10 protein-coding genes and 1 pseudogene are annotated in these 15,010 nt (G+C 73.3%); 5 read left to right on the top strand and 6 right to left on the bottom strand.

The features are described 5' to 3' along the window. Nucleotides 1-34 precede the first annotated feature (34 nt). Nucleotides 35-1,603, top strand: a complete 1,569-nt coding sequence (locus tag M4D82_RS05010) for a class I adenylate-forming enzyme family protein (protein ID WP_249764871.1) — start codon at nt 35-37, stop codon at nt 1,601-1,603. Next, nucleotides 1,600-3,069 carry an FAD-dependent monooxygenase gene (locus tag M4D82_RS05005; protein ID WP_249764870.1) on the top strand — a complete coding sequence of 490 codons (1,470 nt, stop codon included), beginning with the start codon at nt 1,600-1,602 and terminating at the stop codon, nt 3,067-3,069. The genes M4D82_RS05010 and M4D82_RS05005 overlap by 4 nt, the downstream gene beginning before the upstream one ends. 190 nt (nt 3,070-3,259) lie before the next feature. Here M4D82_RS05005 and pdxR read toward each other — a convergent pair whose 3' ends face one another. Continuing rightward, the gene (pdxR, locus tag M4D82_RS05000) at nt 3,260-4,825 is read right to left on the bottom strand and encodes a MocR-like pyridoxine biosynthesis transcription factor PdxR (protein ID WP_349637043.1); all 1,566 of its coding nucleotides are present in this window, start codon (nt 4,823-4,825) and stop codon (nt 3,260-3,262) included. Between the two features lie 46 nt (nt 4,826-4,871). Between pdxR and M4D82_RS04995 the strand changes: the two genes are divergently transcribed. The 3 genes from M4D82_RS04995 to M4D82_RS04985 all read left to right on the top strand — a co-directional run bounded on the left by M4D82_RS04995 (nt 4,872) and on the right by M4D82_RS04985 (nt 7,658). Next, entirely contained in the window at nt 4,872-5,324 is a 453-nt protein-coding gene (locus M4D82_RS04995; protein WP_249764869.1) for a carboxymuconolactone decarboxylase family protein, read from the top strand. Between the two features lie 182 nt (nt 5,325-5,506). Continuing rightward, nucleotides 5,507-6,751: an MFS transporter gene (locus tag M4D82_RS04990; protein ID WP_249764868.1), complete on the top strand. Its 1,245-nt coding sequence runs from the start codon at nt 5,507-5,509 to the stop codon at nt 6,749-6,751. Nucleotides 6,752-7,130: 379 nt separating this feature from the next. Further along, nucleotides 7,131-7,658, top strand: a complete 528-nt coding sequence (locus M4D82_RS04985) for a hypothetical protein (RefSeq protein WP_502988872.1) — start codon at nt 7,131-7,133, stop codon at nt 7,656-7,658. A gap of 77 nt (nt 7,659-7,735) precedes the next feature. Here the strand turns inward: M4D82_RS04985 and M4D82_RS04980 are convergent. From M4D82_RS04980 to M4D82_RS04960, 5 genes and pseudogenes are all read right to left on the bottom strand, one after another. Then, a pseudogene (locus M4D82_RS04980) lies at nt 7,736-8,649 on the bottom strand (IS982 family transposase). A gap of 100 nt (nt 8,650-8,749) precedes the next feature. After that, nucleotides 8,750-9,955: an NAD(P)/FAD-dependent oxidoreductase gene (locus M4D82_RS04975; protein WP_249764867.1), complete on the bottom strand. Its 1,206-nt coding sequence runs from the start codon at nt 9,953-9,955 to the stop codon at nt 8,750-8,752. Next, complete coding sequence (locus M4D82_RS04970; RefSeq protein ID WP_249764866.1) at nt 9,952-11,415, bottom strand: FAD-dependent oxidoreductase; 1,464 nt, start codon at nt 11,413-11,415, stop codon at nt 9,952-9,954. The genes M4D82_RS04975 and M4D82_RS04970 overlap by 4 nt, the downstream gene beginning before the upstream one ends. Further along, the gene (locus M4D82_RS04965) at nt 11,412-13,514 is read right to left on the bottom strand and encodes a molybdopterin oxidoreductase family protein (RefSeq protein ID WP_249764865.1); all 2,103 of its coding nucleotides are present in this window, start codon (nt 13,512-13,514) and stop codon (nt 11,412-11,414) included. Before M4D82_RS04965 ends, M4D82_RS04970 begins: the two co-directional genes overlap by 4 nt. Next, nucleotides 13,504-14,889, bottom strand: coding sequence for a nitrate/nitrite transporter (locus M4D82_RS04960; RefSeq protein ID WP_249764864.1), 1,386 nt, complete (start codon nt 14,887-14,889; stop codon nt 13,504-13,506). Before M4D82_RS04960 ends, M4D82_RS04965 begins: the two co-directional genes overlap by 11 nt. Nucleotides 14,890-15,010 lie beyond the last annotated feature (121 nt).

Genomic DNA, 15,010 nt, shown 5'->3' with positions numbered 1-15,010 from the left:
GTCTTTTTTACGCGCACAGTGAAGGAGCTCCGCAATGCTTCCCGTCAACGGCAGTGACAAGGGCCTCTACATGGGACTCGTGGCCGAGCGCGCCGCCGAGGACCACGGCGACCAGCTGATCATCCTCGACCACGACCTGGACCTGCTCCCCGACGCCGGCCGCCGCATGACCTTCGCCGAACTCGCCGAGCAAATCGACGACACCGCCGCCCGGCTCTACGCGGCGGGCGTCCGCCGGGGCGAGCACGTCGCCATCCACAAGTCCAACGGCTTCGACATCAACATCGTCTCCTCCGCCGTGGCCCGCCTCGGCGCCGTGCCGGTCCAGCTCTCCCCGTACCTCGACGCCGACAGCGTCCTCGCGCTGCTGCGCCGCCTCGGCGCGCCCTTCCTCGTCACCGACACCGACAAGCTCGACGGCTCCTTCGCCGACGCCCCGCTCGCCGAGATCACCGCCCAGGTCATCATCGTCGCGGGCTCCCGGCCCGGCACCGTCTCCCTCGCCGACCTCGCCGGATCCCCGCGCCAGGCCCCCGTCGTCCCGCACCTGGACCTGCCGGCGCTGATGACGCACACCTCGGGGACCACCGGCCTGCCCAAGCTCGTCGTCCACTCCGCCCGCACCCTGCACGGCCGCTACCGCCCCCAGGCCAAGCTGTTCGACATGATCCGCGAGCACGAGACGGTCGCCCTGCACGTCAGCTACGTCCACTCCCGGATGCCGCTCGCCCTCGCCGTGCTGCTGCCCCGCGGCAACCCGATGGTCATCATGAACGACGCCGAACCCGAGCACGCGGCGAAGCTGTGGGCCGAGACCCGCCCCGGCTTCATCGAGTCGCACCCCAACTCCTTCATGGAGTGGGAGGTCCTCGCCGACCACCCGCTGCGCCCCCTGGCCAACGTCAAGTACTTCAGCACCACCTTCGACGCCATCCACCCCAGCACCATGCACAAGCTGCTGCACGCCACCGACCGCAGCTCGCCGCTCTTCTACCAGATCTACGGGCAGAGCGAGACGGGCCCCCTCGTCGGCCGCGGCTTCACCCGCGCCACCGCCCTCGGCGCCGACGGCCGCTGCCAGGGCCACGCCTTCCCCTCCGACACCAAGTTCCGCCTCGTCAGCCGCAACGGACAGCCCGTCACCCGCGAGAACCCCGGCTACATCGACGTACAGGCCGCCGGCCGGGCGCTCGGCTACTTCGGGGAGCGCGAGCGCTACGACACCCAGATCCACGGCGGCTGGTGGCGCGGCATGGACCTCGGCTACCGCACCGACGAGGGCTGCCTGCACCTGCTGGACCGCGAGGTCGACTCCATCCCCGGCATCGCCTCGACCCTGGAGATCGAGGACACCGTCCTCGGTCGCCTCGACGAACTGACCGAACTCGTCGTCGTCCCCGGTCCGGGAGACGTGGGCGTCCCCGTCGTCAGCACCCGCGACGACCTGCCGCTCGATCTCGACCGTTGGGCCACCGCCGCCGCCGAGTGGCCGCAGCTCGCCGCGCCCGTCCAGATGAAGCTCTCCGAGCTGCCGCGTACCGCCACCATGAAGGTGCAGCGCATCGAACTGAGCGCGCGCCTCAAGCGACAGGGCGTCCGGTGAGCCGGTCGGCCGACGTGGACGTCCTGGTCGTCGGGGCCGGACCGACGGGACTGCTCGCCGCCTGCGAACTGCTGCGGCGCGGCGTACGGGTCCGCATCGTCGACCGGGCGGCCGAGGCGGCCACCGTACCCAAGGCCCTGTCCCTGTGGCCCCGGGTCCGCGACATCCTCACCGACCTCGGGGTCGGTGAGGCCGTCGAGGCGGCCTCCGTGCCCGTCCGGGCGTTCCGCTACTTCTCCGACCGGCGGCCCGTCGCCTCGCTGACCTTCACCGACGCGCTGGCCGCCCGCCAACTCCCGCAGCCCGAGACGGAGCGCATCCTCACCGAACGGCTGCACTCCCTCGGCGGGAAGATCGAACGCGGGGTGCGCCTGCTCTGCCTGGAGGACATCGACTACTCCGGGGCCATCGTGCCCGGCGCCACCGTGACGGCCGTCCTCGAACACGGCGACGGCCTCGTCGAACGGTTCGCGGCCCCGTTCGTCATCGGCGCCGACGGCGCCGGCAGCGACGTCCGCCGGCAACTGGGCATCGGCTTCGAGGGATCCACGTACGAGATGGCCTTCGCGCTGCTGGACACCCGGATCGACGGGTACCTGCCGCCCGACGAGATCTCGTACTACCAGAGCACCTCCGGCACCCTGGTCGTCGTACCGCAGCCCGACGGCGTCTTCCGGTTCCTGTCCGTCATGCCCGAGGGAACGCGGCTGACCCGCGCCGACATGCAGGCCCTCATCGACACCCGGGGCCCGCACGGGGTACGGATCACCGAGCCGGTCTGGGAGACCGTCTTCCGGGTGCACGCCCGGCGGGCCACCGACTTCCAGCGCGGCCGGGTCTTCCTGGCCGGGGACTCCGCGCACGTCCACAGCCCGGCCGGCGGCCAGGGCATGAACAACGGCCTCCAGGACGCGCACAACCTGGCCTGGAAGCTCGCCGCCGTCCTCGCCGGGGAAGCCCCCGCCACGCTCCTGGAGAGCTACGGCCGGGAAAGGATCGAAGCCACCGGCCGCATCGTCCGCGACACCGACCTGCACACCCGGGCCCTGACCGCCCGCACCCGACGCCGCGTCGTGCTGCGCGACTCCGCCATGCGGCTGCTGGACCACTCCGGGGCCGCCGCCCGGCTCTACGCCCCCGTGATGGCGGGGCGGCGCCTCGCCTACAGCCCGCAGCGCCCCACCCAGCGGCCCGCGGCCGGCGCCTGCCGGGTACGGGGCCGCCTGCCGGGCGGGCTCGGCGCGGGATCCGTCTTCCCCGCCCGGCCGCCCTCGCCCTGGGCCTCGCCGGACCGGGCACGGAGCCCGCCGGGTGGACGCTGCTGCTGCGCCCGCCCGCCCGAGACACGGCCTGGACCGCCGCGGCCGAGAAGGCCGTCGCCCCCTGGCCCGACCTGCGCATCCTGCGGGCCACCCCCGCCCTGCCCGGCGCGGGCGCCCTCTGCGCGCAGCCGGGCTACCACCTGATCCGCCCCGACGGCCACATCGCGGCCCACGGGCACACCGACGACCTCGACCGCCTCGACACCGAACTGGGCCTCGCCCTCCTGAAGGCCTGAGCCCGTCCGCAACAGCGTTACACGTGTGAGCGCCGCCTCCCCGACCATCCGGGAGGCGGCGCTCACACGTGTAACGCCCCCTTAGGTCGTCTGACGACCTAGCCCCGCCGGCGCACCGGCACCGGCTCGTCGGGCCCCGCCGGCTCCTGCGGCGGGTCCGGCAGCGCCAGGCACAGCGCGTCCAGGGCCGCCGCGAACGCGTGGTCGGGCGGGGTCCCGTAGCCGATGACGAGCCCGTCGCGCGGGGTCATGGAGCTCTCCGGGTGCAGGTAGGTCCGCAGACCGTCCAGGGCCAGCCCTTGCCTGCGGGCCGCCCGCAGGGCCGCCTCCTCGGTGTCCGGCGGCAGCTCCAGCACCGCGTGCAGCCCGGCCGCCACCCCGCTGACCCGGACGTGCGGCGCCTCCGCCCCGAGCCGCGCCGCCAGCAGATCGCGCCGCCGCCGGTAGACGAGGCGCATCCGGCGCAGGTGGCGGTCGTAGCCGCCCGAGGCGATGAACTCGGCCAGGGTCAGCTGGTCCGTCACCCCCGACCACATCTCGCGCGGCCCCTTGACGGCCAGCACCTCGTCCACGAGCCAGCCCGGCAACACCATCCAGCCCAGCCGCAGCGCCGGCGACAGGCTCTTGCTCACGGAACCGATGTACACGATCCGGTCCGGGTCGAGGCCCTGGACGGCGCCGACCGGCTGGCGGTCGTAGCGGAACTCCCCGTCGTAGTCGTCCTCGACCACCACTCCACCGGTCGCCCGCGCCCAGTCCACCACGGCCGCCCGCCGCTCCGGGTGCAACGGCCCCCCGGTGGGGAACTGGTGGGCCGGCGTCAGGAGCACGGCGCGGGCCCGCGTTCCCGGCAGTTCCTCGACGCGGGCGCCGCTGTCGTCCACGGTCAGCGGCAGCGTCCTCAGCCCCGCCTCCTCCAACACCTCCCGGTGGAAGCCCAGACCGTACGACTCCACCGCGATCGGACCACCGATCACCTTGCCGAGCAGCCCCAGCCCGTGCGCGAACCCGGCGCAGAGCACGATCCGGTCCGCGGAGGTGCGTACGCCGCGCACCCGCGCGAGGTACTCCGTCAGGGTGCGCCGCAGCTCGATCCGGCCGCGCGGGTCACCGACGCCGAAGGCGTCGTACGGGGCGGCGGCCATGGCCCGGCGCGCGGCGGCGATCCACGCGGTGCGGGGGAAGGCGGAGGCGTCCGGTGAGCTGGGCATCAGGTCGTGGACGGTCCGCCGATGGGTGGGCCGCGCCGGGCCGCGCGCGGCGCCGCGCAGTGGCGTCGCCCGCTTGGCGACCCGGGTACCGGAGCCCTGGCGGGCGGAGAGCCAGCCCTCCTCGACCAGCTCCGCGTACGCGTCGGCGACGGTGTTGCGGGCGATCCCGAGGTCGGCGGCGAGCGCCCGGTAGGGCGGCAGGCGGGTGCCCGGCGCGAGCCGACCCGAGTCGATGGCCTCGCGTAACGCGCGCATCAGCCGGCTGCGCAGGCTGCCCTCGCCGGTCAGCTCCAGGTGCAGGTCGCTGCCGGTGCCGGGGGGCTCCGGGCGGGCTTGTGCGGCGGCCCTGGTCAGGGGGGCTTCCGAGGGGGCCTCGGAGGCGTCTTCGTAAAGGCCTTCGGAGGGGTCTTCGGAGGCGTCTTCGGAAGGGGAATTGACCCATGATCTCTGCATGGGAATGAACCCTACTCGGGGCCGATTGGGCCCTTAGATTCTTCACATGACAACTTTTCAGGTTCCTGAGCGAATGAACTTCTCCGCCGTCGCCCCCAAGATCTTCAAGGCCGTTCTGGCCCTCGACGGAGCCTCCCGCCAGGGCATCGACCCCGTCCTCCTGGAGCTCGTCCAGATCCGCGCCTCGCAGATCAACCACTGCGCCTACTGCATCGACTACCACACCACGGACGCCCGCAAGGGCGGCGAGTCCGAGGAGCGGATCTACCAGCTCAGCGCCTGGCAGGAGTCGAGCCTCTTCACCGTCAAGGAGCGCGCCGCCCTCGCTCTGACCGAGGCCGTCACCCTCCTGCCGCAGGGCGTGCCCGACTCCGTCTACGACGAGGCCGCCCGCCACTTCGGCGAGGAGGAGCTGGCCCACCTCATCGCGCTCATCTTCACCACCAACGTGTGGAACCGGATGAACGCCACCACCCGCAAGACCCCCGGCACCGAGTAGGCCACCCGGTCCCCGAACCCTCCCAGACCCCATAGCGACGAACCAGGGCGGTGGCCTCCGCCTGCCAGGCCAGGCCACCGCCCCTGCCATGCCCGAAACCCCCCGCACCACCCGTCCCCGCGCACCACCCCGAATTCCGTCTCCCGGCACCTGAGGGGGACCGCCGACGAAGGAATGACACCGTGACCACGCTCGAATCCGTACCGGCCACCCCCGGGAAGGAGCCGTCCGCCGTCCGCGGCTGGCTCGCCGTCCTGGCCGTGACCCTCGGCATCTTCTCCCTGATGACCTCCGAACTGCTGCCCGTGGGCCTGCTCACCCCGGTCGGCTCCGCCCTCGACGTCTCCGAGGGCACCGCGGCCCTCATGGTCACCATCCCCGGCCTGGTCGCCGCGATCTCCGCGCCGCTGGTCACCGTCGCCACAGGGAAGTTCGACCGCCGGCTCGTCCTGGCCATCCTGATCGCCATCGTGGGCCTCGCGAACCTCGCCTCCGCCTTCGCGACCAGCTTCGCCATCGTCCTCGTCGCCCGCTTCCTCATCGGCATCAGCGTCGGTGGCTTCTGGTCCATCGCCGGCGGCATCGCCCTGCGCCTCGTGCCCGAACGCCACGTGGCCCGCGCCACCGCCGTCATCTTCGGCGGCGTCGAGACCGCGTCCGTCCTCGGCGTGCCCACCGGCACCTTCCTCGGAGACCTCTCCGGCTGGCGCACCGCCTTCGCCGCCGTCGGCGGGCTCGCCCTCGTCGCCCTCGCCGCCATGGTGTTCCTGATGCCGAAGGTCCCCGCCGAACGCACCATCACCTTCGGTGACCTGCCCAAGGTGTGGAAGAGCAACGCCGGCGTCCGCATCGGCATCGCGATCACCTTCCTCGTCATCACCGGCCACTTCCTCGCCTACACGTTCGTCCGCCCGCTCCTCCAGGACGACGGCGTGAGCGACAGCATGATCGGTGTGCTGCTGCTGATCTTCGGAGTGGCGGGCATCACCGGCAACTTCATCGCCGGCGCCCTCATCGCCAAGCGGCTGCGCCAGACCGTCGTCGGCATCGCGGTGGTCCTCACCGTCGCCATGCTGCTCCTCGCCTTCGTGGGCAACACCACCCTGACGGCCGCGATCGTCCTGGTCCTGTGGGGCCTGGGCTACGGAGCCGTCCCGGTGACCTTCCAGACCTGGATCCTCGACGCCGCCCCCGAGGCGACCGAGGCCGCCTCCTCCCTCTACGTCTCCACCTTCAACCTCTCCATCGCCCTCGGCGCCCTCTTCGGCGGCTTCGCGGTGGACAACCTGGCCACCGTCAGCGTCCTGTACATCGGCGCCGGCCTGGCCCTCGTCACCCTCCTGGTGGTCGGCCGCCGCAGCGGAGCCCCCGCTGCCTCCGCCCCCGCCGACCAGGCCGCCGAGCACGCACCCGCCGCGGCCCACTGACCGTCCGCCCCGTACACACAACCGTCCCCCGCGGGCGGGGCGGACAGCCGGACGCGACTTCGCACCGCGAAGTCGCGTCCGGTCTTTTCGCGTGTCCTCACCACACCACTCGAAAGCGGCGCCCTCCGTCTAGATGATCGATTCCAAGGGGTCTGTCCCTTGTCAATGAATCCAGCATGTTTGTCGCGGAACCCAACCGCCGCTGGCTGACCGCCTGCCAAAGAAGCGCGGCAGGCTTCGCGGAGGCCATGGCTTCGGAGGATGACGGTGGCCTCCCCCACGCGGGGGAGGCCACCGTCCCGCTCTCGCTCCACAGGGCCGTCTGAGTCCATCGCGCAGGGTGATGAAGTCTGTTTGGGGGCGCGTGACGATGTGTGGCATGAGCATTCAAACGAGCGACTCGACGGTCATCTCCGCAGCGGCGCCGCCCCGCTGGGCTGTCTGCGCTGCGCATCTGACGACATGGGTGGTCCTGCCGAGCGGACTGTGGCGCATTGCCCTGGTGCTCGGATACCCGGCCGGATACACCGACGTTGGCTTCGAGAGCTTCCAGACGATAGGCGCGAAGGTATGGATGCTGACACTCAGCGTGCTCTGCGAGCTCGCAGCCTTCCTCACGATCGGTCTGGTACGGCCATGGGGCGAGGTCGCGCCCCACTGGATACCGCTGGTCGGAGGGCGAAGAGTCCGCCCCATGGCCGCCGTGGTCCCTGCCGCCCTCGGCGCGGCGGCCCTGACCGTACTCTGGGCCTTCACCCCCTGGTGGTGGACCTTTCCGCACGACGACATGACACCCACCGGAAGCCTTGTGGTCGGCATCCTCTACCTACCCCTGTTCCTCTGGGGCCCGCTCCTCGCCGCCGTCACCATCTCCTATCACCGCCGCCATCGCACCCCGCGCCGCTGAGCAGAGATCGCTGAGGGAGCGCCCGCCCAGCGGTAATTCAGTGACAGACGGCCCGGTACCGTCGGCAACGGACAGGGTCAGTGGTCGTAGGCGGTCAGTGAGCGCAGCACGGGCTGGTCTGTGTGGTCGTTGTGCCAGATCGCGGCCGTGAGCGCGAGGATGCGCTGCATGACGCGGGCGATGACACCGCCGGGTGTGCGCCCTCGGTGCTGTTCGAGGTCGAGTTGGCCCTTGAAGGTCTCGTTGACCGATTCGATGACCTGCCGCAAGGGCTTGAACAGTGGTGCGCCGGGCCTCTCTGGCTCGCCCTTCCGGGCCGGCCGCAGCAGCCGGATGCCCTGCTCGGCCAACTGACGCTCAAAGTCGCGGCCGAAGTAGTTCTTGTCGCCGATCAGCGTCTGGCCGGGCCGGGCGGCGACGAGGCGCTGTTCGGCCGCGAGCAGGTCCAGCAGGGTCTCGCGTTCGTCTGCGTTCGCTCCGGTGAGGGCGAAGGCGACCGGCAGGCCCTGGAGGGTGCACACCAGGTGCAGCCGAAGGCCCCAGAAGAAGCGGCTGTGGCTCGCGCAGTACCGTATTGGGCCCATCCGGCCAGGTCGGAGCGTTTGACGGTCTCCCGGGAGCGGCCGCACTCCACGGGGGTGGAGTCCACGATCCACACGTCGTCGCTCCACACGGAGGTGTCGGTGGCCAGGGTCTGGGTGACCCGGCGAAGCAGCTCGGCGGCCTTGCGCAGTCGCTTGTTGTAGCCAGGCTGCTTCGGCAGGTAGGGGAAGAGATGCCGCAGGTGAGCGTGGGCATGGCGGAGCCACCTGGCCTCGGAGGTGACGCCGAGCGTGGCCTGCATCATCGCGAGCGTGACCAGCTCGGCATCGGTCAGCCGCGGAGTAATCCCGACGACCGGACGCCAGGGTGCAAGATGCGGCGACGCCTTCAGCAGGTCGTCGGTCTTCACGTAAAGTGCGGTCGCGAGGGAGTCCAACTCTGTCTTCACACACTGACGTTGGGCTCCCCCGCCCCATACGCGCAGCCGATCCCTTGGAATCGATCATCTAGGACGGGGGGGCGCCGCTTTCGTGTGGTGTGGTGAGGTCTCAGGCCAGCAGGAGGTCCGGGGGGCCGGTGAGTTGGTGGCCCAGCATCGCGCGCAGCTCGCCGTAGGCGTGGGCGTCGCCGGCCAGGACGCCGCCCAGGAGGGTGCGGCCGTCGGGGGAGAGGACGAGCTTCGCGTACGTGGCGGCCGCGCGGTCCTCCCGTACGAAGGACAACGCGCCCTCCGTACGGGCGTGGACGTCGCCGAAGCCGGCCACCTCCACCCCGAACACCTTGAGCTTCGCCGAGGTGTCCGCGCCCGGGAACGGGGCGGCGGGCGGCCCCGCCAGCAGCTGGCGGGCCACGCTCTCGGCCATCAGGTAACCCGGGGCCACCAGGCCGTGGCAGCGGCCCTCGACGGCCGCGCACTCGCCGATCGCCCAGACACGCTCGTCGGCGGTGCGGCAGAAGGCGTCCACCAGGAAGCCGCCGCGCTCGCCGCGCTCCAGGCGGGCCGGGCCGGCGAGCTCGTCGCGGGGGCGCACCCCCGCCGAGAACACCACGGTACGGGCATCGAGGACGGTGCCGTCGGACAGCGTCACCCCGCGCACCAGGCCCTCGGGGCCCGCGTCCACGGAGGCCACGCTCACCCCGCAGTGCACGGTCATGCCGAGTTCGCCGACGAGCCGGGCCAGTACCGCGCCGCCGCCCTCGTCGATCTGGAGGGGCATCAGGTGCGGGGACAGCTCCACCACATGGGGGCGCATGCCCAGCGAACGCAGCGCCTGCGCGGCCTCCAGGCCGAGCAGCCCGCCCCCGATCACCACCCCGGCGGCGCCCGGCACGGAGGCCTCCCGCAGCGCGTCGAGATCGTCGAAGGTGCGGTACGTGAACGCGCCGGGCAGGTCGTGACCCGGGACGGGCGGTACGAACGGCCGTGAGCCGGTGGCCAGGACGAGGGCGTCGTAGCGGACGGCCGGACCGTCGGCGAAGGTCACCGTGCGGGCCCCGCGGTCCACCGAGACGACCGGGGAGGACAGCCGGACGTCGACGCGCGGATCGCCGGCCACGTCGGGGCCGGCCAGGAGGAGGTCTTCCGCGCTTTTTCCGTCCAGATACGACGAGAGCGCCACGCGATCGTACGCGGGGCGCGATTCCTCGGCGGCGACGACGATCCGCCATCGGGCGGACCGGTCACCGGCCCGTAGGTGTTCCACGAGCCGGTGTGCCGTCATCCCGTAGCCGACGACGACCAGGGTGCGTGTCATGCGTGCGCGTGTCCTTTCGTGGGTTCCGCGGCCCCGGCGGGCTCGGCCCGCGCGGCCCCGTCGGGATCGGCCCCGTCCGGCGTTCGGGCGAGCCGCTCGCACAGCCGGCCGACCGCCGGCCCGCAGGTGCCGCAGCCGGTGGTGGCGCGGGTCGCGGCGGCCAGCGCGGGCAGCTCGCGCGCGCCCTGCCGCCAGGCAGAGGTCAGGGTCTTGACGGTCACTCCGTTGCACTGGCAGATCACGGCCGTCTCCGGGAGTTCCCCCGACGCGGCGTAGCCGCCGGTCGCGCCGAGCAGCAGCGCCAGCCGGTCGCTCTGCACCGGGCGGTCCTCGGCGTACAGCCGGCCGACGCCGGCGCCGGCGCGCGGGAGGCCGACGACGACGCCGGCGTGGATCCGTTCCCCGCGCAGCAGCAGCCGGGCGTACCGGCCGCGGGCCGGGTCGGACAGCGTGACCCCCTCCTCGCCCTCCACCGGATCGCCGTCGAGGGCGCCGCGCGGGCCGACCACCGTCAGGTCCAGGCCGGCGAGGACCGGGCGGAGCACCCGGCGGGCCGGCCGGTACCGGCCGGCCCCGCCGGTCAGGAACGTCGCGAGCGCGTCGGCCTGCTCCCACGCGGACGCCAGGGAGTGCGCGGGGCGCGCCCCGACGGGTTCGGCGCAGTCGCCGATGGCGAAGACGTACGGGTCACGCGTGCGCAGCCGGTCGTCCACCAGGACCCCCCGGCGCACCGGCAGGCCCGCCGCCCGCGCCGGACCCGTCCGGGGGACCTCGCCGGCGCACACCAGCAGCGTCGCCGCCGCCGACAGCCGGCCGTCGTCCAGCAGGGCCTTGCCCTCCTCCCGGCCGACGACGCGCCGTCCGAGCTCCAGCGCCACCCCGGCACGCTCCAGGGCGTCGGCGACGAGGGCGGCGGCGGGGCCGTCGAGGTCGTGGTGGGCCGGGTGCGGCCCGGGGTGGACGAGGCTCACCTCGTGCCCGGCCCGTCGTAGGGCGGCAGCGGCGGCCACGCCGCGCAACCCGCCCCCGGCGATCACCACCGGCCCCTCGGGGAGCGGCGCGACATCCGACAGGGTGCGCAGGGTACGCACCCCGGGGCCGTCGAAGCCGGGCGGCCGCGAGCGGGACCCGGTGGCCAACACGAGTAACCCGTACGGAACCTCGGTGCCGTCGGCCGTGCGCACCAGGCGGCGGCGCCGGTCGATGCCGGTCACGACGGCCGAGGTGCGCACGTGTACGCCGTCCGGCGGCGGCGCCAGGCCCAAGGCCCCCGGCGGCAGCGTGCCGTCGAGGACCGACAGCAGCAGGGGCCGGTGGTACGCGGCGTCGGGCTCGGCCCCGAGTACGGTCACCGGACCTTGGTGGCCACGCCGGCGCAGCGTTTCCACGAAACGGTGCGCCGCCGGCCCGTTGCCGACGACCACCACGGGCTCGTCGGCGCGGTGTTCGGTCGTGCTCACGAGGCCTCCTGCCACGGTTCGACGCGTACGGCGGCCAGCTTGAACTCCGGCATGCCGCTGACCGGGTCCCGCGCGGACCCGGTGACGAGGTTGGCCCGGCCGGCGCCGGGGAAGTGGAACGGCAGGAACACGGTGTCGGTGCGCAGGTCGGGGGCGCAGCGGACGCGGGCCACCACGGCCCCGCGCACCGACACCACCCGGGCGAGCGCGCCCTCCACGAGCCCGTGCCGCCGCGCCGTGTCCGGATGCACCTCCACGAAGGCCTCCGGCGCGGCGGCGGCCAGCTCGGGCACCCGACGGGTCTGCGCCCCGGACTGGTAGTGGGCCAGGACCCGGCCCGTCGTCGCGTACAGCGGCAGCGCGTCGTCTGGCGCCTCCGCGGACTCCCGGTACTCGACGGCCGCGAAGCGGGCCCGTCCGTCGGGGTGCGCGAAGCGGTCCAGGAACATCCGGGGCGTGCCCGGATGCGCTGCCCCCGAGGCGTCCGGTGCGGGGCACGGCCAGTGCAACTCCTCGCCCGCGTCGAGGCGTTCGTAGCTCACGCCCGCGTAGTCGGCGCGGCCCCCGGCGGAGGCCCGGCGCAGCTCCTCGAAGACGGTACGGGGGGCCGTGGGGAAGCGCGCGGGGTCCTGCCCGAGGCGCACCGCGAGGCCGTGCAGCACCTCCAGGTCGGTGCGCACGCCCGGCGGCGGGGCGAGGACGGGCCGGCGGCGCAGCACCCGTCCCTCCATGTTGGTCAGGGTGCCCTCCTCCTCCGCCCACTGGGTCACGGGGAGCACCACGTCCGCCATGACGGCCGTCTCGGAGGGGACGAAGTCGGCGACGACGAGCAGGTCCAGCGCGGCCAGGCGGTCGCCGATGTGCCCGGCGCGCGGGGCGGACACCGCCGGGTTGGAGCCGAAGACCAGCATGGCCTTCGGTCCGCCGGGCGTGCCGAGGGAGTCGAGCAACCGGTAGGCGTCGAGGCCGGGTCCGGGCAGCGTGTCGGGGTCCACGCCCCACACGCCCGCGACGTGGGCGCGAGCCGCCGGGTCGGTGATCATCCGGTAGCCGGGCAGCTGGTCGGCCTTCTGCCCGTGCTCGCGGCCGCCCTGGCCGTTGCCCTGCCCGGTCAGGCAGCCGTAGCCGCTGCCCTCCCGGCCGGGCAGGCCCAGGGCCAGTGACAGGTTGACGAACGCGGCGACCGTGTCGGTGCCCTTGCTGTGCTGTTCGGCGCCGCGCCCGGTGAGCACGTAGCGGCGTCCGGCCTCGGCCAGCATGGTGACGGCCCGCCGCATGTCGGCCACGGGGACCCCGGTGATCGCCTCGACCCGTTCGGGCCACCAGGGCAGGGCGCGTTGCCAGGCCTCGTCGAAGCCGGAGGTGCGCCGGTCGACGTAGCTCTTGTCGAGCAGGTTCTCGGTGACGGCGAGGTGGAACAGGCCCAGCGCCAGGGCCAGATCGGTGCCGGGCACGGGCTGGAGGTGCAGTGCGGCCAATTCGGCGGTACGGGTGCGGCGCGGGTCGATCACGATGAGGTCGGCGCGCGTGAGGTGACGCATGAGCGGGGGCATCGTCTCGGCGGGGTTGGCGCCCGCCAGCATGATCACGTCCGCCCGGCCGAGGTCGGCGGTGGGGAAGGGCAGGCCCCGGTCGAGCCCGAAGGCGGCGTTGCCGGCGGCCGCCGCCGAGGACATGCAAAAGCGCCCGTTGTAGTCGATCCGGCTGGTGCCCAGGGCGACCCGGGCGAACTTCCCCAGCTGGTAGGCCTTCTCGTTGGTGAGCCCGCCGCTGCCGAACACGGCCACCGCGTCGGCGCCGTGCTCGGCGCGCAGTGCGCGCAGCCGGTCCGCGACGAAGTCCAGCGCGGTGTCCCAGTCGGTGGGGGCGAGTCGCCCGTCGGCGCCGCGCAGCAGCGGGGTGCGCAGCCGGTCCGGGGCACGCAGCACCTCGGGGGCCGTCCAGCCCTTGCGGCACAGGCCGCCCTCGGCGGGATCGGCGGGGCGCACGGTGACCTCCGCGCCCTCGCGGCGCAGCACGGTCGCGCACTGGAGCGCGCAGTACGCGCAGTGCGTCGCGGCCTCTGCGGTGTCGGCGGTGTCGGTGAGTTCAACGGACATGGGCCGGCCTCGGTTCCCGAACCGGCGCCGGGACGCCGGGCGTACGCCGCGCCGGGCGCAGGTACACGTACCAGGTCACGGCCATGCACAGGGCGTAGTAGCCGAGGAAGCAGGCGAAGGCGATCGTGCCGCTCCCGCCCCCGCCCTCGTAGGCGGAGCGGAAGGCCAGGTTGATGGCGACCCCGCCGAGGGCCCCGACCGCCCCGGCGATGCCGATGGTGGCGCCGGAGATCCGGCGGGCGCGGGCGAACGCGGCCGCGGCCTCGCCGCCGGAGGTGATGGTGGCCTCCGCCTCGGCGGCGGCGGCGGCCGGGATCAGCTTGTACGTCGAGCCGTTGCCGAGGCCGCTGAGGACGAACAGCACCGTGAAGGCGGCGACGAACGCCCCGAAGGACTGCGCCCACGAGGCCAGCAGCAGCCCCCCGGTGCCGGCGGCCAGCGCGACGAAGGACCACAGGGTGACCCGGGCGCCGCCCCACCGGTCGGCCAGCTTCCCGCCCAGCGGACGCGACACCGAGCCCAGCAGCGGGCCGATGAACGTGTACGAGGCCGCCTCCAGCGGCGTCGAGCCGAACTCGTAGCGCAGGACCAGCCCGAAGGCGAAGCCGTAGCCGATGAAGGAGCCGAAGGTGCCGATGTAGAGGAAGGAGATCCACCAGGTGTGCCGGTTGGCCGCCGCCTCGCGCAGCGCGCCGGGCTCCGCGCGGACCGCGTCGACGTTGTCCATCAGCAGGGACGAGAGCAGCGCCGAGACCGCGATCAGCGGGAGGTAGACGGCCGCCACGTACGCGGGGTGGGTGTCCCCGACGGTCGAGATGACCAGCAGGCCGAGCAGTTGCACCACCGCGACCCCGAGGTTGCCGCCGCCCGCGTTGACCCCGAGGGCCCAACCCTGGCGGCGCTGCGGGAAGAAGGTGGTGATGTTCGTCATCGAGGAGGCGAAGTTCGCCCCGCCCGCCCCGGCCGTGGCGCCGATCAGCAGGAACACCCACAGCGGGGTCCCGGGCCGCTGGACGAAGACGAAGGCGAGCACGGCCGGTACGAGCAGGACGGTCGAGGCGAAGACGGTCCAGTTGCGGCCGCCGAAGCGGGTCACCGCGTAGCTGTAGGGCAGCCGCAGCACCGCCCCGACCAGGGTGGGCACGACCACCAGGAGGAACTTCTCCCCGGGGGTGAAACCGAGGCCGATCTCCGGCGACATGAACAGCACCAGGACCGACCACATGCTCCAGACGGAGAATCCGATGTGCTCGGAGAGGACCGACAGCACCAGGTTGCGGCGGGCGATCCGCCGGCCGGAGCGCTCCCACTGCTCCTCGTTCTCCGGGTCCCAGCCTTCGATCCACCGCCCGGAAGCGGGTCGTCGGGTCTTCATGGTCTCCTCGGTCTCCTCGGCTCGCTCATGGGGGATGGAACGGGTGTGCCGTGCGGACCGGACGGGGTCCGCACGGCACACCGTGTGGGGACGGGTCACAGGCGGGTCGTGCGGGGCCTCA

The sequence above is a fragment of the Streptomyces sp. RerS4 genome, assembly GCF_023515955.1.
Lineage (GTDB): Bacteria > Actinomycetota > Actinomycetes > Streptomycetales > Streptomycetaceae > Streptomyces.
This window is presented reverse-complemented; position numbering and strand designations above follow the sequence as displayed.